Source organism: Methylovorus sp. MM2 (genome assembly GCF_001648895.1).
Lineage (GTDB): Bacteria > Pseudomonadota > Gammaproteobacteria > Burkholderiales > Methylophilaceae > MM1.
The window spans coordinates 27148-47022 of sequence record NZ_LXUF01000016.1; the positions used below are offsets into that span (position 1 = coordinate 27148).

Genomic DNA, 19875 nt, shown 5'->3' on the forward strand with positions numbered 1-19875 from the left:
ATAAATGACAACACGCCTTGAACGACTTGCCGAGAATCTAAAGACTACTTTAGGTGAAAAACTATCCAAGTTTTCGGAGCATGTCGGTGAGCTGACAATCGAGTGCAAAGCTGCTGACCTGCTATCTGTATGTGTGCTCTTGCGCGATGATGAAAAACTTAAGTTCGAGCAACTCATTGATCTTTGTGGTGTTGATTATTCCGGTTATGGTGAAGGCGCATGGGAGGGCGCACGCTTTGCTGTTGTGTATCACTTCTTATCCATTAGCCTCAATCATCGCGTGCGTTTAAAAGTATTTGCAGCGGATGACGACTTTCCTGTACTACCAACGCTGGTGGATATGTGGTCAGCCGCTAACTGGTTCGAGCGTGAAGCATTCGATCTTTATGGGTTGATGTTTGAAGGCCACCCTGATCTACGTCGATTGCTGACTGATTATGGTTTTATCGGACATCCTTTCCGTAAAGACTTCCCAATGATCGGTAATGTCGAGATGCGCTATGACCCCGAGCAGCAGCGTGTTATTTACCAGCCAGTGACTATTGAGCCACGTGACAATGTGCCAAGAATAATTCGCGAAGAGGGCTTCCATAATGGCTGAGATTCGTAATTACACGATGAACTTCGGCCCGCAACACCCTGCGGCACATGGTGTATTGCGCTTGGTACTGGAGTTAGATGGCGAAGTCATCCAGCGTGCTGATCCGCATATCGGGTTATTGCACCGCGCAACTGAAAAGTTAGCCGAAAATCGTACCTACCTGCAATCGGTGCCTTATATGGATAGATTGGACTATGTGTCCATGATGTCTAACGAGCATGCGTATGTGATGGCGATCGAGAAGCTCATGGGTATTGAAGTGCCGATTCGTGCGCAATATATCCGCGTGATGTTCGATGAGATCACACGCATCCTGAATCATCTGCTGTGGCTTGGGGCACATGCGCTGGATGTCGGTGCGATGACTGTGTTCTTGTATGCTTTCCGTGAGCGCGAGGACTTGTTCGACTGCTACGAAGCTGTCTCTGGGGCTCGTATGCATGCGGCCTATTATCGTCCGGGGGGTGTGTATCGTGACCTGCCGAACCGTATGCCGCAGCATGAGAACTCGAATTTTCGCAGTAAAGATGCAATCAAGAAATTAAATGAGAACCGCCAAGGCTCGCTACTGGATTTTATCGAGGATTTTACGAATCGTTTCCCGACTTATGTCGACGAATATGAAACCTTACTCACGGATAACCGTATCTGGAAACAACGTACCGTAGGTATCGGTGTGGTATCGCCAGAACGTGCGTTAGCGCTCGGCATGAGCGGGCCAATGTTACGGGGCTCCGGCTTTGCATGGGATCTGCGTAAGAAACAGCCTTATGAGGTTTACGATAAGTTGGACTTTGACATCCCAGTTGGCGTAAATGGGGATTGTTATGACCGATATCTGGTGCGTATTGAAGAGTTCCGCCAATCAAACCGTATCGTTAAGCAATGTATCGATTGGCTACGCAAAAATCCCGGCCCGGTAATCACAGACAACTACAAAGTAGCGCCTCCTGCGCGTGAGGGGATGAAGCACGACATGGAAGCCTTGATCCATCACTTCAAACTCTTTACTGAGGGGTTCCATGTGCCGATTGGTGAGGCGTATGCTGCAGTTGAACACCCTAAAGGTGAGTTCGGCATCTATTTGATTTCTGATGGCGCTAATAAGCCATACCGTTTGAAGATTCGTGCGCCAGGGTTTCCACATCTGGCAGCATTGGATGAAATGACACGCGGACATATGATCGCTGATTTGGTCGCCATCATTGGAACGCAAGATATCGTATTCGGGGAGATTGATCGCTAATGTTGACCCAAGAATCATTGAGCAAGATAGATCGTGAACTGACCAAGTATCCCGCTGATAGACGGCAGGCCGCGGTGATGTCTGCCTTGCGCATCGCGCAGACGGAAAAAGGCTGGTTGTCGAAAGAAACGATTGCCTACGTAGCAGAGTATCTCGGCATTCCTGCGATTGCCGCACTTGAGGTGGCGAGTTTTTACAATATGTATGAACTTGAGCCTATGGGTAAATACAAGATCACGGTCTGTACCAATATCTCCTGCATGCTGCGTGATTCCGATGAGATCGTAGATCACTTGGAGAAGCGTTTAGGTATCGGGTTTAACGAAACCACAGCAGACGGTAAATTTACGTTGAAGGAAGGCGAATGTATGGGCTGTTGTGGTGGTGCGCCTTTGATGCACATCAACAATAGTGAGATGCATGAATACCTGACGCCTGAAAAAGTCGATGAAATTCTGGAGGAGTTGAAATAATGGCCTATCCTGAAACGCCTATTCAACACAGATCAGAAAAAGAAACACTGGTTTGCCTGCGAACCATCAATGATAAGAGCCCGGCATCCTTGCAGGCCTATCTTGATGTCGGCGGTTACCAACAACTTAAACGGGTCGTTTCTGAAAAAGTAAAAGCGACTGACATCATTAGTCAGGTCAAGCTTTCTGGATTACGTGGTAGAGGCGGGGCGGGTTTTCCGACAGGCCTTAAATGGAGCTTTATGCCACGTTATTACGATGGCACCAAGTATCTGGTATGCAATACTGATGAAGGTGAGCCTGGTACTTTTAAGGATCGCGATATTATTCGTTATAACCCGCATCAATTGATTGAAGGTATGGCAATCGCTGCTTATACGCTGGGTGCTCGCGTGGGTTACAACTATATTCACGGCGAGATCTGGCAGGATTACGAGATATTCGAGCGTGCTTTAGATGAAGCACGTGCGGCAGGATATCTTGGTGAAAAGATGTTCGGTACAGAATTCAATTTTGATCTATATGCCGTGCATGGCTATGGCGCCTACATCTGCGGTGAAGAAACCGCACTGATTGAATCCATAGAGGGTAAAAAAGGTCAGCCACGTTTCAAGCCCCCTTTCCCAGCGAGTTATGGTGTGTTCGGCAAACCAACAAATGTGAATAATACAGAGTCCTATGCGTCTATCCCTTGGATATTGCAGCATGGTGGACAGGCATTTCAGGATCTAGGTGTCGCAAACTCAGGCGGCAGTAAAATCTTTTCAGTATCTGGTCACGTAGCTCGCCCCGGTAATTATGAAGTGCGTATGGGTATGCCATTCACTGAGTTGTTGGAGATTGCTGGTGGTGTTTGGAAAGGTCGTCAGCTTAAGGCAGTGATTCCCGGCGGCCCTTCTACAGCAGTGATGCCAGCCGCTGCGATTCTTGGCGCCACGATGGATTACGATGGCTTATCTAAAGCGGGTTCGAGTCTTGGTGCAGGCTCTATGATTGTGATGGATGAAACGACTTGTATGGTGAAGACATTAAAGCGTCTTTCCTATTTTTTCTACGAAGAATCCTGTGGGCAATGTACGCCATGCCGAGAGGGTACGGGTTGGGTGTATCGAGTTATCAATCGTATCGTCAACGGGCAAGGCCGTATGGAAGACTTAGATCTTTTGGTCGATGTGAGTAATAACATCTCGGGTCGGACGATATGTGCACTAGGCGATGCTGCAGCAACTCCTGTGCTGAGCTTTATCAAACATTTCAGACCCGAATTCGAGTATTACATCCAACACGGCAAAAGCATGGTCGAGAGCGAGATATTAGAGGTGGCATATGCTTAATGTAGAGATAGACGGTAAAGAAGTCGAAGTCGATCACGGCTCTACCATTATCGATGCCGCTGATAAGCTTGGTGTCGCGATCCCGCGTTTTTGTTATCACAAAAAACTCTCAGTGGCGGCAAATTGCCGTATGTGCTTGGTACAGGTAGAGAAATTCAATAAGCCACTACCTGCTTGTGCCACACCTGTGGCAGATGGCATGAAGATATTCACACGCTCTAAAGCAGCTGTGGAAGCACAGAAAAGCGTGATGGAATTCCTGCTCATCAATCATCCGCTGGATTGTCCAATATGTGACCAAGGGGGGGAGTGTGATCTACAGGATATCGCAGTTGCCTATGGTGCACCGGCTTCTCGTTATACTGAAGAAAAGCGCGTTGTACTGAATAAGAATATCGGCCCATTGGTTTCAACGGATATGACGCGGTGTATCCAATGTACTCGCTGTGTACGCTTCCTTAAAGAGGTCGGCGGCATGATGGAGCTTGGCCTTATCAATCGCGGCGAGCACGCAGAGATTACCGCTTATGTTGATAAGAGTGTCGATTCGGAGCTTTCAGGCAATATCATCGATCTTTGCCCTGTTGGCGCGCTGACCAGTAAGCCTTTCAGATATTCCGCACGTAGCTGGGAGTTGATTCGCCGTCCATCTATTGCAGCGCATGATGGCCTTGGTTCGCAGATCGAAGTGCATATCAAAGATAGCAAAGTCATGCGGGTATTGCCGCGTGAAAAAGAAAGCATCAATGAATGCTGGCTTTCTGACCGTGATCGCTTCTCATATGAAGGCTTGAATAGTTCTGATCGGTTGACTGTGCCGATGATCAAGCATCATGGGGAATGGCACGAGACTGACTGGAAAACGGCATTGGAGTTTGCTGCTAGTCACTTGAAAGAGATTGTCGATACAAGCGGTTCTGATGAATTAGGCGTACTTGTCTCCCCGAATAGCACAATGGAAGAAGTGCATCTTGCGAAAAAGTTAGCGCATGGGCTAGGGTCAGATAATGTCGATTACCGTTTACGTCACACAGATTTCCGTCATGATGGCAAACGCTTAGGTGTGGTCTGGATGGGGTGCAATATCCCTGATATAGAAGATATGGATCGTATCCTCGTCATTGGCAGTAATCTGCGTAATGAACATCCATTACTCGCCAATCGTATCCGCAAAGCAGTTGCTAAAGGTGGTGAGTTGTCACTGGTGAATCCATTAGATGACGATCCTCTGATGGCGGTCAAACATAAGGCGATATGTTCACCGAATGACATGGTGAATGTACTGGCACAAATACTGAAAGCGGTTTCAGGATTGGAGCGCCTTTCTTTATGCTTGCCTAAATCGCTCAATGAGTTACTGGAAGGCGTGAAGGTTTGGGATAACAGTAAAGCCATGGCAAATAGCCTAGCAGGCCATGGTGAACTGGTTGACCTTGTGAGTCCACGCTCGGCAGTTTTTCTAGGTAATATCTCTCAGCATCACCCTCGCTATACTGAAATATACAGCTTGGCTGAAGCTATTGCGTCTCTGTGTGGCGCCACATTCGGTGTGTTGAGCGCTGGTGCAAACAGTGTCGGCGCAAACCTTGTGGGTGCTACACCTCAGGTTGAAGGCTTGAACGCCAAGACGATGCTGGAAAATCCTCGCAAGGCTTATGTGCTGGTTAACGTGGAGCCAGCGCTTGATTGTCATAATGCAGCCATTGCCAAGCAGGCGATGGATAGTGCTGAATGTGTTGTCGCGCTGACATCGTTTAAATCAACTGCGCTCGATAGTGCGAGCGTGCTGCTGCCCATCGCACCATTTACCGAGACTTCCGGTACATTTATGAGTATGGAAGGCCGTGTGCAGAGCTTTGCTGCGGTCACTAAACCATTGGGAGAGGCTCGTCCAGCATGGAAAGTATTGCGTGTGCTAGGCAATATGTTAGACCTGAAAGGGTTCGATTTCGATAGCAGCGAGCAAGTGAAGAGTGAGATCTTTGGCGGCGAAAAACCATCGACCGTTGCTTGGCGTAATCTGAATAATAATCTACGTGAATTGATCGACATCGTCGTCAAGGTCAAACTGGATAGTGACTTGCAACGTGTGGGTGAGATTCCTCAATTCCAGTCGGATGCCATCGTGCGTCGTTCACCACCTCTGCAGAAAACCAAGTACAAGATCAAACCTAGTGCTGGTATGCATCCTGAACAGCTTGAGAAACTCAAGCTACAGGATGGTGATGTAGTCACCGTGAGACAAGGCAATGGCTCCGCAGAGTTGATTGCAAAAGCCGATATACACGTACCACATGGTTGTGTACGTGTCGCCGGTGCAAATAGTGCTACTTTGGGGCTAGGCGATTTGATGGGTGAGATCACCGTTGAAAAAGTGATTGCCACTGAACCAGCTATGGAGGCGACGACATAATGTCTTTCGACGTTATATTGAACCCCTTGCAGCAGTTATTTGGTAGCTGGTGGCCGGCTATTGAACTGACAGGCTGGACATTGATCAAGATCGTGGCGATCGTGCTGCCATTGATGGGTGCTGTGGCTTATCTGACCTTGGCTGAACGTAAAGTCATCGGCTTTATGCAAGTACGTATCGGCCCTAATCGGGTTGGTTATTTCGGGCTGCTACAACCAGTAGCTGATGGTCTTAAACTGCTCACCAAAGAGATCATTTTACCTACCGCCTCCAATAAAACATTGTTCTTACTAGGGCCGGTGCTGGCGATTGCCCCAGCATTTGCTGCATGGGCCGTGGTGCCGTTCGATCTTAATATGACGTTGGCTGATATTGATGCTGGATTGCTATACATCCTAGCGATGACTTCAGTCGCAGTCTATGGTGTGATCATTGCGGGCTGGGCATCCAATTCCAAATACGCATTCTTGGGTAGCCTTCGTTCAGCAGCGCAAATCGTATCTTATGAGATCGCGATGGGTTTTTCATTAGTCGGCGTGTTGATGTGTGCCAATAGCCTGAATCTAGGCAAGATCGTATTAGCCCAACAGGGCGGCTTCTGGCAATGGTACTGGTTGCCGTTGTTTCCATTATTTATTGTCTACTTCATCAGTGCGGTTGCTGAGACTAACCGCGCACCATTCGATGTGGCGGAGGGCGAGTCAGAAATCGTGGCTGGTTTCCACGTTGAATATTCAGGCATGGCATTCGCCATATTCTTCTTGGCAGAATACGCCAATATGATTTTGGTCTGTATGCTCGCCGCGATCATGTTTTTGGGTGGTTGGCTTTCACCTGTTCCCTTTTTGCCTGATAGCTTTCTCTGGCTGCTTGCTAAGGTCGGCTTCCTCTTATTCTGCTTTTTATGGTTCCGTGCGACATTCCCGCGCTACCGTTACGACCAGATCATGCGCTTGGGTTGGAAGGTATTCATCCCGATTACGCTGGTATGGATATTCGTCATTGGTGGGTTGATGCAAACCCCGTTAGCCTACTTATTCCATTGAGCATAGCCCATGATTGAAAAGATCAAATCCCTATTTTTTAGCCTGATGCTCGTTGAGTTGCTCAAAGGCATGGCGCTGACTGGCCGCTATTTCTTCGCGCGTAAGATCACGGTTCAGTTCCCTGAAGAGCGTACACCGATGAGCCCTCGTTTTCGCGGACTACATGCTTTGCGGCGTTATCCAAATGGTGAAGAACGTTGTATTGCTTGTAAGCTTTGCGAGGCGGTTTGTCCTGCAATGGCGATTACGATCGAATCCGAACAGCGAGAAGACAATACGCGTCGCACAACGCGTTATGACATCGATCTGACTAAATGTATCTTTTGCGGATTCTGTGAAGAATCCTGCCCTGTGGATTCTATCGTCGAGACACGTATCTTTGATTACCACGGTGAGAAACGTGGTGACTTACTCTATACCAAACCCATGTTGTTGGCGGTCGGTGATAAATATGAAGAGCAGATCGCAGCAGATCGTGCTGAAGATGCAAAATTCCGGTGATTTATGTTTGAGAAATAAGTCGACCTTACAAGCTACATGACGACAAAAACTATACGACAAGACAAACTATAAGCTGAGCAATCGATGATCTTCAAAGACTATGTATTCTATGTGTTAGCCGCCATATTGCTGGCTGCGGGCTTGCGTGTCATTACTGCGCGCAACCCTGTGCACGCGGCTTTATATCTCGTGCTCGCATTCTTTACAGCTGCAGGTATCTGGTTGTTACTAGAGGCGGAGTTTCTGGCGATTGCTTTGGTGCTCGTATATGTCGGTGCCGTGATGGTGCTTTTCCTGTTCGTGGTAATGATGTTGGATATCAATCTTGATAGGTTGCGCGAAGGTTTTTGGAAAGCGTTACCCATTGCATTGCCATTGGGTGTCGTCATGGTGATCGAGATGTCCATGATTCTTGGCGTAAAGACTTTTGGTGTCGATCAGGTCTCAGCACCTACGCCTCATGCGACTGGCTATAGCAACACGGCAGAGCTGGGACGCCAACTTTATACCGATTACTTATTGCCATTCGAATTGGCTGCGGTGATATTGCTTGTCGCTATCGTCGCTGCCATTGCCTTGACGTTACGCGATCGTAAAGATTCGAAATTCATTGATCCCGCAGATCAGGTCAAGGTCAAGCGTGCTGACCGAATCCGCATCGTGATGATGCAAGCGGATGTAGAAGAAAAATCAGTTCCAGCTGACGTGGCAGATAAGAAGGAGGGCGCATGACAGTCGGTTTATCTCATTACCTGATCTTAGGCTCGCTGCTATTTGCGCTCAGTATTGTTGGCATCTTCCTCAACCGTAAGAATGTCATCATCATTCTGATGGCGATCGAATTGATGTTGTTAGCTGTAAATCTGAATTTCATCGCATTCTCTCATTACCTGCATGACACAGCTGGCCAAGTATTCGTGTTCTTCATTCTGACGGTCGCAGCAGCCGAGTCCGCCATAGGGCTTGCGATTCTGGTGGTCTTGTTTAGAAACCTTAAAACCATCAATGTCGATGACATAGATAGCCTCAAAGGATAAAAATAAAAATGAAGGCACTTGTATGACCGATATGCAATCCATCTACTTGCTTATCCCCTTGCTGCCGCTATTTGCTGCGGTGATCGTTGGCCTGTTTGGCAGCCAGCTGCCGCGTAGTGCCGCGCATGTGCTGACGATATTAGGTGTGGGCGCATCCTTCGCACTTTCGGCTTATGTATTCGTTGATGCTCTACAGGGAAATGTATACAACGGTACTGTTTATACTTGGTTAACAAGTGGCGATATCAGTTTTGAAGTCGGATTCTTGGTAGATAGATTAACCGCCATGATGATGGTCGTCGTGACTTTTGTCTCATTGATGGTGCATATCTATACCATAGGCTACATGCATGAGGACCCCGGTTATAGCCGTTTCTTCAGCTACATTTCCCTGTTTACATTCTCCATGCTCATGCTGGTCATGAGTAATAATTTCATGCAATTGTTCTTCGGCTGGGAGGCTGTCGGGCTGGTCTCTTATCTATTAATCGGGTTCTGGTACAAACGACCAACGGCAATCTATGCCAACCTCAAGGCTTTCTTGGTAAATCGTGTTGGGGATTTTGGCTTCCTGCTCGGTATCGGTATGGTGTTGTATTTCTTTGGCAGTCTGAATTACGACGCTGTATTTACGATTGCGCCACATCTTGCTGATGCAACGGTTAGTGTGATTCCGAATACCGAGTGGTCATTGATGACGATGGTCTGTTTGTTATTGTTTGTGGGGGCGATGGGTAAATCCGCACAAGTACCTCTGCATGTCTGGTTGCCGGATTCTATGGAGGGCCCGACACCGATCTCGGCATTGATTCATGCCGCGACGATGGTTACAGCAGGCATCTTCATGGTGGCGCGTATGTCACCTTTATTCGAGCTATCCACCACCGCGCTTTCAACTGTGATGGTGATCGGTGCGATCACCGCTTTATTCATGGGTTTTCTTGGCATCATCCAGAACGATATCAAACGCGTCGTTGCGTATTCGACATTGTCACAATTGGGATACATGACAGTTGCTTTAGGAGCTTCGGCATATTCAGTTGCGATGTTCCATCTCATGACGCACGCCTTCTTCAAGGCCTTATTATTCTTGGCTGCGGGTTCTGTCATCATGGGTATGCATCACGATCAGGATATTCGCAATATGGGTGGATTGCGTAAATATATGCCGATCACATGGATCACCTCGCTCATCGGCTCACTCGCATTAATCGGTACGCCGCTTTTCTCCGGTTTTTATTCCAAAGACTCAATTATCGAAGCCGTCAAGTTATCGCATATCACTGGCAGTAGCTTTGCCTATTTCGCTGTGCTGGCTGGTGTATTCGTCACGGCTTTCTATTCATTCCGTCTGTACTTCTTGGTGTTCCACGGGAAAGAGCGCTGGATGGAAAAGCCGCACGAAGAGCATACGCCTCATACTCATGAGGTTGCCGCGCACAGTGACGATGAGCATCATCATGTCGTACACGAAGAACATCATGGTTTAGGGCCTGACGATAAACCGCATGAGTCGCCTTGGGTCGTCACTTTCCCATTGATCGCATTGGCGATCCCTTCTGTGATTATCGGCTACGTCGCTATCGGGCCGATGTTATTTGGCGATTTCTTCAATGGTGTGATCTTTGTCGATATCCATGCGCACCCTGTAATGCATGAACTGGCTGAAGATTTTCACGGTGCAGGTGCAATGGCAATGCATGCGCTGACTTCAGCACCATTCTGGCTGGCATTGTCAGGTGTTGTCCTGTCATGGTTCTTTTATATGAAACGGCCGGATATTCCCGCGGCTATTAAAGCGCATACGGTGCTGATCAATAAGATACTTGAGAATAAATACGGCTTTGATAGTTTTAATGAAAAGGTCTTTGCCGCAGGCTCTCGTTTTATTGGCAATAAGTTATGGCAGATCGGTGATGTAAAACTGATCGATGGCTTAATCGTCAATGGCACTGCACGGTTGATCGGACGCATCTCCGGCATCATTCGACAATTGCAATCCGGCCTGATCTATCACTATGCGTTTGCCATGATCATTGGCGTTTTCCTCATGCTTACTTTCTGGTTTGCGAAAATTTAAATGACTGACCTACCTATATTGAGTTTGGCTATCTGGGTGCCTATATTGGCTGGTATCGCCGTATTGTTCACCGGTGGCGATAAGCATGCCCACATTGCTCGTTGGGTCGCGTTGGCTGGCAGTATCGTCGCATTCCTTGTGACAGTGCCTTTATATACCGGATTTGATTTCAGCTATGGCGGCTTTCAGTTCCAAGAGTTAATAGAATGGATACCTGCATTTAATATCCATTACCACTTGGGCGCGGATGGTATCGCAGTGCCGCTGATTTTGCTGACGAGCTTTACCACCATTATTGTCGTCATCGCCGGTTGGGAAGTGATACAGAAGCGTGTTGCGCAATATATGGCGGCATTCCTGATCATGTCTGGTCTGATGATCGGCGTATTCAGTTCGTTGGATGCGATTCTCTACTATGTGTTCTGGGAAGCAATGCTGATTCCGATGTTCTTGGTGATCGGTATTTGGGGCGGACCAAATCGGGTTTACGCGACCATCAAGTTTTTCTTATATACCCTTTTGGGATCATTATTGATGTTGGTCGCCTTCATCTACTTGTTCCATCAGAGCGGTAGTTTCGAGGTCATTGATTACTACCAGATGCCTTTGGCGATGAATGAGCAGATATTGATCTTCTTGGCCTTCTTTATGGCGTTTGCCGTCAAAGTGCCTATGTGGCCTGTACACACTTGGTTGCCTGATGCGCACGTTGAAGCACCAACTGGCGGGTCGGTCGTACTGGCGGCTATTGCACTTAAACTGGGGGGCTATAGCTTCCTGCGTTTTGCGATGCCTATCGCTCCGGATGCTTCTGCTTATCTTTCCGGTTTTATGATCACATTATCTTTGATCGCCGTGGTCTATATCGCGCTTGTAGCCCTCGTGCAGCAAGATATGAAAAAACTGATCGCTTATTCATCCATTTCACATATGGGCTTTGTGACGCTAGGTTTCTTCGTCTTTAACCAGCTGGCCTTAGATGGTGCCATTGTGCAGATGATCTCGCATGGCTTTATCTCATCAGCGATGTTCCTCTCAGTCGGAGTGTTGTATGACCGCATGCATTCACGTCAGATCGCTGATTATGGTGGTGTGGCAAACAAAATGCCGAAGTTTGCTGCTTTTGCTGTGCTATTCGCCATGGCAAATAGTGGCCTACCGGGTACATCAGGTTTCGTCGGTGAGTTCATGGTGATATTGGGGGCGTTGCAGGCTAATTTTTGGTATGCATTCCTTGCCTCAACTACGCTGATATTCGGCGCCGCATATACACTTTGGATGGTCAAACGTGTGTTTTATGGCGAGGTGGCGAATCATCATGTTGCAGAGCTAACCGATATCAATAAGCGCGAATTCTTCATTCTTGCGCTATTAGCAGTTTTGGTGCTTGGTTTCGGTTTATACCCACAACCTATCACTGAACTGACGAATGCTACGGTCAACCAACTGCTGATGCATCTATCGCAGAGTAAGTTGCCAATAGGTTTATAAACAATCATGGGAATAGAGAACCAGTTAATGGATGCCATTTATTACGATTTAGCGACGGCGTTACCAGAGATATTCGTGCTTTGTATGGCGATGTTTATCTTGTTGCTGGATCTGTTCCTAAAACCTAACAATCGTTTCCTGATTCATGTTTTGGCGCAATTCACATTGATCGGCGCAGCTTTTATCACTATCAGTACCTATACCCCATCAGTGTCATATGCGTTTAATAACATGTTCGTCGATGACCCTTTCTCAGATGTGATTAAAGTCATGATGTATCTGTCTACATTCACCATGCTGGTCTATACGCGGAGCTATATCAAGCTGCGTGGCATGTTCCGCGGTGAGTTTTACGCATTGGTGCTATTTGCATTACTTGGCATGATGATCATGGTTTCCGGCCAGCACTTCCTCACCCTCTACATGGGCTTGGAACTGCTGTCTCTTAGCCTCTATGCGCTTGTAGCGCTTGATCGTGATAACCCACGCGCAACTGAGGCTGCAATCAAATACTTTGTACTTGGCGCACTGGCTTCAGGCATGCTGCTTTATGGCATGTCGATGTTCTATGGCGTGACTGGTAGTTTGAATATTAGTGATGTGACGCAGGCATTGTTGGTCGGGGTGCCAAGCCATGCGGTGATGGTCTTAGGCTTGGTGTTCGTTGTGGCTGGTTTGGCATTCAAACTAGGCGCCGTGCCATTCCAAATGTGGATACCTGATGTCTATCATGGTTCACCAACAGCGGTGACTATCTTCATCGGCACAGTCACAAAGCTTGCTGCATTTGCTTTTGTTATCCGCTTATTGATTCAGGGCTTGTTCGTACTCGCTGGTGATTGGCAAGGCATGCTGATCATCATGGCTGTGTTGTCTATCGCCATAGGAAATATCACGGCCATCGCACAAACCAATATCAAGCGTATGTTGGCATATTCAACGATATCTCACATCGGCTTCCTGCTTTACGGGCTGATGAGCGCCAGCATGAACGGCTATATCTCATCTACGTTCTATATCGTTTCTTATACCATGATGACACTGGCAGGCTTTGGCGTCATTCTGTTATTGTCGCGCCATGGCTTTGAAGCCGAGAACTTGAGCGACTTAAAAGGTTTAAATCAGCGTAGCCCCTGGTATGCCTTTTTGATGTTGATCGTGATGTTTTCAATGGCAGGTGTGCCACCGACTTTGGGTTTTTATGCTAAATTCACGGTCTTGCAAGCTGCTTTACAGGCAGGTTTTGTCTGGCTGGTGGTTTATGCAGTGCTGATGGCAGCGATCGGTGCGTTTTATTACTTGCGTGTCGTTAAGTTGATGTACTTTGATGACGTGGAAGATAAATCACCTATCGTTGCACCATTCAGCATGCGTTTGGTCTTAAGTATCAATGCCCTTGCCTTACTGGTTGTTGGGTTGATGCCGCAGCCCTTGATGAATATATGTGCTTACGCGATCTCGCGTAGCCTTCAATAGATTTTATAAATGACGAATATTGTTTTAATCCTGCTGGCACTTGTGCTAGCGAATTCCCCTTGGTTCTCAGAGCGCCTGTTCTATGTGATTCCGCTAAAAAACCAGCCTAAAGCATTTGGTTGGAGTTTGCTGGAGGTAGTCGTGCTGTATTTCGTCATGGGGGCGATCGCTTTCTACGCTGAAAAGATGACCACGGGTCAATCGGTTCCTCAGCAGTGGGAGTTCTATGCGATTACTGCAAGTTTATTTCTGGTATTAGCATTCCCGGGTTTTGTGTATCGTTACTTTTGGCATCAAAAATGAATGATGAGAGCCTGATAGAAACCACAATATCGTCAGAGGTCATTGCACAAGGCGGTATGCTGAAGGTCAATCGTGATCAAGTACGTTTGCCTAACGGTGGCGTTGGTCAGCGTGAGTACGTCATTCATCCGGGTGCTGTGATTGTCATCCCTTTATTGGATAACGGTAACTTGCTGCTAGAGCGCCAATTCCGTTATCCACTGAACCAGGTCTTTATCGAATTACCCGCGGGTAAGATCGATGCAGGCGAAGATATCTTGGTGACAGCGCAGCGTGAACTGCTGGAGGAGACTGGCTACACGGCAAGTGAATGGATATATCTTTCCAGCCAGCATCCTTGTATCGGTTACTCGAATGAGGTCATCTACACTTATCTTGCTCGTGGTTTGCAAGAGGGGCAACATAATCGGGATGAGGATGAAGCCTTACAATTGTTCGAGGCCTCTTTGGATGAATGCTTAAACATGATTCAAAGCGGTGAAATCACCGATGGCAAAACCATCATCACCTTGATGTGGGCCGAGAAATACCTGCAAGGGCAATGGCAACCTTCTTCAAGAGCTACTAAAAATATCTAAGGTTATGTCAGCGAGTGTATTGATCGTTGGCTGTGGGGATCTAGGTCTTGAAGTCGCAAGGCGATTGAGGCATTCAGATTTTGATGTCACTGGGGTCCGCCGCAGTAATCAGGACTTACCTGAGGGCGCAAGATTGATTCAGGCAGATGTGACAAAACCACAGACCTTAGTCATCTTAGCTGAAACGCGGCCCGATATTCTGATCTATTGTGTTGCTGCTAATGCACATACCGATGAAAGTTATCGGGAGCAATATGTGGACGGTTTGCGCAATACCCTCGCGGCTTTGAACGAATTAAAAAGCTTGCGTCATATATTTTTCGTTTCCAGCACAGGTGTGTATGGTCAGCAAACAGATGCATTCCTAGATGAGACTAGCCCTGCCATTGCAGCTGATTTCACTGGAGAACGCATGTTGGAGGCAGAAGCTTTATTGCAGGGTTATCCAGCAACCATCCTGCGCTTTTCAGGAATCTACGGCCCGGGCCGTACACGTATGATTCAGCTTGCAAAAACACCAGCGCAATGGCCTACAAGGAATGGCTGGACTAATCGAATTCATCGTGACGATGGCGCTGCTTTTATCGTCTACCTGATACAACGATTAGGGGAGGGTAAAGCGCCTGAAAAGCTTTATCTGGTCACTGATACGCAACCGATTACGCAATATGCATTGCTCAATTGGCTGGCAAAGCAGCAGGGAGTCGATGCAAGTGAAGTCATCGTGCCGCCTATTCAAGGCAATAAACGTCTGGATAACAGCTTGATGCTAAGTACGGGGTTTAAATTTACTTACCCTGACTATCAAGCGGGATATGCGCAATTACTTAGCCTGACTTGATAATGCACTAATCAGGTCTATCAAGCTATCCATATGCTTGGATTCTGTGAAGGGGTTCATCAGCGTTGTGCGCAACCATATCTCCCCGTGAATTTCTACCTGCGTCAGGTGAAATGCGCCGCTCTCTACAATATCTTTGCGTAACTTAACCTGATGTTGATTAAGCGCTTCTAGTTCCAAAATGCTCGGTTGATGGCGGAAGCAAACGATATTGGTCTGCGGCTTGATCAGTAACTCAAAATCAGCGGCATCCTGTAGTTTTTCCGCAAAGATTGCAGCATTCAAAAATGCGTGATCTACCAGTGCAGCTAAACCCTCAACTCCATAGAGTGAGAATGCCACCCATAGCTTTAAACCCATCATGCGCTTTGTGCATTCCAGCGTCCGGTAACTGATGTTGTATGCCTCTTCTTCATGTGTGTTGCCTTGGAATAGGTAAGAGGCGTCTTGGGCAAAAGCGGCATAAGCATTTTTGCGCTCACGGAAGATGACAGCGGAAACAGTTGCTGGCATATACAGTAACTTATGGCCATCCCACACGACGGAATCAGCCAGCTCAATACCTTTTAGTGATTCTCTATGCTGCTCTGAGAGTAACGCCGAAGCGCCATGTGCACCATCGACATGTAGCCACAAGTCGTGAAGCTGACAAAAGTCACCGATCTCCATTAACGGGTCTATGCTACCCGTGGGCGTACATCCAGCGGTAGCAACCACAGCGATGATATGAAGTCGATTCGCAATCGCCTCTTCATAAGCCATTTCTAGCGCATGTATATCCATGCGACCCTCACGGTCTGCTGCGACTTTGATAACGGCATTGGTACCCAAGCCCATGATGCCTGCCGCACGTGCGACTGAGTAATGCGCATATTCAGAAGCTAATATGCACATCCTTTGATGATCGGCGATGCCATCTTTCCATACATTGGATTGAGCAGTGTGTTGCCGGGCAGCAAGCAGGGCGGTCAGATTGGCTTGCGCACCGCCTGATGTCAGCACGCCTTCGCTTTGTTCCCAGCCGATCAATGTACTTAACCAGCGAATCACCTGACGTTCGAGCATCGTAGCACTTGGCCCCGTCTCATAAACCGCCATCGCCTGATTGGTGAGTGACGCCACCAAGTCGCATAGCGCGGCTATCGGTAAAGGTGTCGCAACCTGATGCCCCAGATTATGAGGATGGTGAATCGCCAGATTATTTGAAAGTACTTGGGTTTGCAGTTTGTCGATCAACTGTTTTGCATCAAAAGTGGCAGTTATGGGTAGCGGTTGCTGCCAGTTGATATCTTCAAGAGCTGGCGCTCGCCAGTTGAAAACGCTGGCATTTCCAGCTATTTGATCGCTCAATTGATTGGTGAGCAGGTCAATCAGATGATGTCCGATCACTTGAAATTGTTCGGGGTCGAACATGTCGGCGATCAATGTTTTAGTCTTATTCATGATAGTTGACTGCCTCTTTGCCTAAACCAGCCAGTCAAGCTTCTACGCTCACGTGTGGCGGGCAAAACCTCATGAAAAAACTGGTCAGATAAAAAGACAACCAGCTTACCGCCATCTGGTTGTATGTCGATATAATCTATCTCACTGTCTTTGTTCAAATAAAGGCGCAATGCCCCGCCGTCTTTAGTTGACCAATCGTGATTCAGATAAAAGATTATGCTGATTTTTCTATCCTGCTTCTCGCGGAATTGATCTAAGTGTTTATGGTAGACGGCTCCGGTGGGATAGATCGCATAATGCGCTTCAAGATCAAAAAGTCCGAGATAAAAATGTTGGTTAAGTGCGCGCTGCAATACTTGCATGGCCTGCCAGTATTGATTTTGAATGCTTGAGAGTTCATGCTCTGCTAGCCAGTAGATGAAGTCTCCTCGAGGGTTGGTAGCTACAGAATTGTTCTTTATAACCGTTCCCGTTCTTCCAGCTTTCATCGCTCCTTGCTGTTGCAGCATATCTGCCTCGCCTGCTAACTCAGCAACAATATTAAGCGCTAAGAAATCCTCGATGACGGCGTATCCCTCTTTATCTATTGCATCAATGATGGATTGGATTTTTAACGAAAGCATGCGCTGAGACGGCTAGAATTTTGATGGAGTCTATTATAAGCCTCATCATGCGGGTGTATCATCAAGGAGATCTATTTATGTCGCGATTGCTTGAATAGCCGCAATGCGCTAGAATTCGCACCTCTTTTGATTTCGTAATCAAATGCAGGCGCGTAGCTCAGCTGGTTAGAGCACCACCTTGACATGGTGGGGGTCGTTGGTTCGAGTCCAATCGCGCCTACCAATTCTCATAAAGATATTGGTAGTGAATGATCAAGCCGCTTATTGCGGCTTTTTTTTATTTTGTCTTTCTTTCTTAATCTATCATCATGTAGCCAATCCCATCTATTCAGGGGTTCCACTTAACGACTGGTACACTCACGCCATTACTTGCATTATTGGCATAAAACTACATATTTTTGCTTTAAATGAGAATGACTATCATTTGCTTTGATTGTTTTGTATCATATAGGCTTCATTCAATGCGGAATCATTAACTTTAAGAATATATGTTCCAGTCATTCTCTCCGCAAATATGGAGTCGTATCGCTCCATTTCTCCTATACATGCTGTTTATCGTGTTGGCAGATGGATTGACTAAATACGATGTTGCATTCATCGATAGCCGCTGGCTATATGTGATGAAGGTAACAGCGGTGGGATTGCTTCTGTGGTATCTTCGAAAGCATTACACTGAGTTATACAAGTGCTCAAAGCTTAGCGCTAAACACTTGGGAGTCTCTGTGTTAGCAGGTGTTGTCGTGTTTATTGCATGGGTGAATCTGGATTTATCCTGGATGCAAATAGGAACAACTTCCTCTGGATTTAATCCCACAGATCAAAATGGAATGAACTGGCTACTGGTTATAGCTAGAATTTCAGGTGCTGCCTTGGTTGTGCCAATCATGGAAGAGTTATTCTGGCGGTCATTTCTAATGCGATGGATCGTCAGCATAGATTTTCTAAAAGTTGAACCTCAACGTGTAGGTTGGATTGCGTTATTTGTATCTTCGTTATTATTTGCGATAGAGCATAATCTCTGGCTAGCGGGCTTCATGGCGGGCTTGGTATATGGTTTGCTTTATATTCGAAGTGGTAATGTTTGGGTGCCGATGATTGCCCACGCAGTGACGAATGCAATGCTTGGTTTCTGGGTGCTATACACCAGAAGTTGGGCTTTTTGGTAAAAGGTTTTTTTTGGTAAATGTATTAAAAGTTGCTTGTGTTGCCATTCTATTTGCGACTGCATATGCATATCCTCGAGATGTTTTTGCCGAGGAGGGGGATTTTTTTCGACCTTATATGGGGATTACGCAAGGGTATGATAGTAATTTGCGTCGATTCAACAGCAGAGAAACGGCGTTGGCTGCAACAGGGTCAAGTGAGACATCCGATACATTCACTCGAAAAGAGGTTGGTGTGATCTTGGATAAGCAGATCAGTCTGCAGAAACTCTATGCCGATATTAGCGTGAACGACACTCGTTATAATCGTAATTCAGATATCGATAATGATGGCAAAAAGGCGCTTGGTCGATGGGGTTGGCAAGTGGGGAATCATCTTCAGGGCAATGTTGAAGCATCGCATGAAGAGTCTTTGGTTCCATTTGCTGATTATCGCGGGCTAGAGTTGAACCAGCGTACTATTGATCGTAGATTGTTCGATGCTACTTGGCGGTTTCATCCCAGTTGGCAAGTGCGTAGCGCTATATCAAGAAGCGAGATGGAATTCAGTGCGGTTAGCCAGCAAAGGGCGAATTTAAATGAGAATGCCCAAGAACTCGGTGTAGATTACTTATCCCCGTCATTGAGCAAGATTGGTATTCAATACAGGCATGTAAGAGGAGATAGGCCCGTACCTCTACAGGTAGGGATTTTACTTGTAGATAATAGTTACGATCAAAATGAACTGAAAGCAAAAGTAGACTGGATGTATTCAGGTAAAACACAACTACAGTTTCTGGGCGGGCTTGTAGAGCGCAAGCATGATGAATTTTCTGAGCGGGATTACAGTGGGTTTAACTCCCGCCTTAATTTAAATTGGGCTGCTACAGGGAAAACCTTGGTCAACATCAGTACTTGGCGGGAGATTGGTGGTCAGTCATATGTAACCTCGAGTTATATTTTAAGCCGTGGGATTAGTCTCGGTTTGAGCTGGTTAGTTACAGGAAAAGTCACGGTGCAAGGCAACCTTCGCTATGATAACCAAGATTTTCAGGGGGATATCAACTCTCATCGAGTCGATACTTACCGTAGCTCATCTGTTTCACTTTTGTACAAGGCGACAGATGCGTTGTCATTAAATGCAACACTGAATAGAAGTACACGCATTTCAACCAATGAGCTTTTAGAGTTTGCGTCTAGCGGAGCTTTTTTGAGTGCGCAGTATGCATTTTAATATTATTTCGATT

The 19875-nt window shown here is 46.9% G+C and carries 19 protein-coding genes and 1 tRNA gene; 18 read left to right on the plus strand and 2 right to left on the minus strand.

The genetic code is table 11. The annotated features are described in order from the left end of the window. Window positions 1-4: 4 nt before the first annotated feature. The 15 genes from A7981_RS10685 (at window position 5) to A7981_RS10755 (ending at window position 15420) form a co-directional block, all read left to right on the plus strand. On the plus strand, window positions 5-601 hold the full coding sequence (locus tag A7981_RS10685) for an NADH-quinone oxidoreductase subunit C (RefSeq protein WP_067267997.1): 597 nt from the start codon (window positions 5-7) through the stop codon (window positions 599-601). Then, window positions 594-1847, plus strand: coding sequence for an NADH-quinone oxidoreductase subunit D (locus tag A7981_RS10690; protein WP_067268000.1), 1254 nt, complete (start codon window positions 594-596; stop codon window positions 1845-1847). Before A7981_RS10685 ends, A7981_RS10690 begins: the two co-directional genes overlap by 8 nt. After that, entirely contained in the window at window positions 1847-2320 is a 474-nt protein-coding gene (gene nuoE, locus A7981_RS10695) for an NADH-quinone oxidoreductase subunit NuoE (protein ID WP_067268002.1), read from the plus strand. The genes A7981_RS10690 and nuoE overlap by 1 nt, the downstream gene beginning before the upstream one ends. Continuing rightward, window positions 2320-3654 carry an NADH-quinone oxidoreductase subunit NuoF gene (gene nuoF / locus A7981_RS10700; protein ID WP_067268005.1) on the plus strand — a complete coding sequence of 445 codons (1335 nt, stop codon included), beginning with the start codon at window positions 2320-2322 and terminating at the stop codon, window positions 3652-3654. Before nuoE ends, nuoF begins: the two co-directional genes overlap by 1 nt. Then, window positions 3647-6067, plus strand: coding sequence for an NADH-quinone oxidoreductase subunit NuoG (gene nuoG, locus A7981_RS10705; RefSeq protein ID WP_067268008.1), 2421 nt, complete (start codon window positions 3647-3649; stop codon window positions 6065-6067). Before nuoF ends, nuoG begins: the two co-directional genes overlap by 8 nt. After that, entirely contained in the window at window positions 6067-7113 is a 1047-nt protein-coding gene (nuoH, locus tag A7981_RS10710; RefSeq protein ID WP_067268010.1) for an NADH-quinone oxidoreductase subunit NuoH, read from the plus strand. The genes nuoG and nuoH overlap by 1 nt, the downstream gene beginning before the upstream one ends. Window positions 7114-7122: 9 nt before the next feature. Continuing rightward, entirely contained in the window at window positions 7123-7614 is a 492-nt protein-coding gene (gene nuoI / locus A7981_RS10715) for an NADH-quinone oxidoreductase subunit NuoI (protein WP_067268012.1), read from the plus strand. An 84-nt stretch (window positions 7615-7698) separates the two neighbouring features. Next, complete coding sequence (locus tag A7981_RS10720) at window positions 7699-8346, plus strand: NADH-quinone oxidoreductase subunit J (protein WP_067268015.1); 648 nt, start codon at window positions 7699-7701, stop codon at window positions 8344-8346. Next, entirely contained in the window at window positions 8343-8651 is a 309-nt protein-coding gene (gene nuoK / locus A7981_RS10725; RefSeq protein ID WP_067268017.1) for an NADH-quinone oxidoreductase subunit NuoK, read from the plus strand. Before A7981_RS10720 ends, nuoK begins: the two co-directional genes overlap by 4 nt. Window positions 8652-8673: 22 nt before the next feature. Next, a complete protein-coding gene (gene nuoL, locus A7981_RS10730; RefSeq protein ID WP_067268019.1) occupies window positions 8674-10731 on the plus strand; it encodes an NADH-quinone oxidoreductase subunit L in 2058 nt (685 codons plus the stop codon). Continuing rightward, the gene (locus A7981_RS10735; protein WP_067268021.1) at window positions 10732-12222 is read left to right on the plus strand and encodes an NADH-quinone oxidoreductase subunit M; all 1491 of its coding nucleotides are present in this window, start codon (window positions 10732-10734) and stop codon (window positions 12220-12222) included. A 27-nt stretch (window positions 12223-12249) separates the two neighbouring features. Beyond that, a complete protein-coding gene (nuoN, locus tag A7981_RS10740; RefSeq protein WP_067268023.1) occupies window positions 12250-13698 on the plus strand; it encodes an NADH-quinone oxidoreductase subunit NuoN in 1449 nt (482 codons plus the stop codon). A gap of 9 nt (window positions 13699-13707) precedes the next feature. Beyond that, the gene (locus A7981_RS10745; RefSeq protein ID WP_067268025.1) at window positions 13708-14001 is read left to right on the plus strand and encodes a DUF2818 family protein; all 294 of its coding nucleotides are present in this window, start codon (window positions 13708-13710) and stop codon (window positions 13999-14001) included. Continuing rightward, on the plus strand, window positions 13998-14579 hold the full coding sequence (locus tag A7981_RS10750; protein WP_067268027.1) for an NUDIX domain-containing protein: 582 nt from the start codon (window positions 13998-14000) through the stop codon (window positions 14577-14579). The genes A7981_RS10745 and A7981_RS10750 overlap by 4 nt, the downstream gene beginning before the upstream one ends. Window positions 14580-14583: 4 nt before the next feature. Then, entirely contained in the window at window positions 14584-15420 is an 837-nt protein-coding gene (locus A7981_RS10755) for an SDR family oxidoreductase (protein ID WP_067268030.1), read from the plus strand. Here A7981_RS10755 and A7981_RS10760 read toward each other — a convergent pair. Together A7981_RS10760 and A7981_RS10765 are read right to left on the minus strand one after the other, a co-directional pair. Continuing rightward, on the minus strand, window positions 15403-16863 hold the full coding sequence (locus A7981_RS10760; protein WP_067268032.1) for an aminotransferase class I/II-fold pyridoxal phosphate-dependent enzyme: 1461 nt from the start codon (window positions 16861-16863) through the stop codon (window positions 15403-15405). The two genes, A7981_RS10755 and A7981_RS10760, sit on opposite strands and share 18 nt — an antisense overlap. Next, entirely contained in the window at window positions 16860-17486 is a 627-nt protein-coding gene (locus A7981_RS10765; protein WP_067268034.1) for a 2OG-Fe(II) oxygenase, read from the minus strand. The genes A7981_RS10760 and A7981_RS10765 overlap by 4 nt, the downstream gene beginning before the upstream one ends. A gap of 146 nt (window positions 17487-17632) precedes the next feature. Here A7981_RS10765 and A7981_RS10770 point away from each other — a divergent pair. From A7981_RS10770 to epsL, 3 genes are all read left to right on the plus strand, one after another. Continuing rightward, window positions 17633-17709 (plus strand) — tRNA-Val (locus tag A7981_RS10770). A gap of 265 nt (window positions 17710-17974) precedes the next feature. Then, on the plus strand, window positions 17975-18652 hold the full coding sequence (locus A7981_RS10775; protein ID WP_067268036.1) for a CAAX prenyl protease-related protein: 678 nt from the start codon (window positions 17975-17977) through the stop codon (window positions 18650-18652). Beyond that, window positions 18600-19862, plus strand: a complete 1263-nt coding sequence (gene epsL / locus A7981_RS10780) for an XrtB/PEP-CTERM-associated polysaccharide biosynthesis outer membrane protein EpsL (protein ID WP_082889302.1) — start codon at window positions 18600-18602, stop codon at window positions 19860-19862. Before A7981_RS10775 ends, epsL begins: the two co-directional genes overlap by 53 nt. Window positions 19863-19875 lie beyond the last annotated feature (13 nt).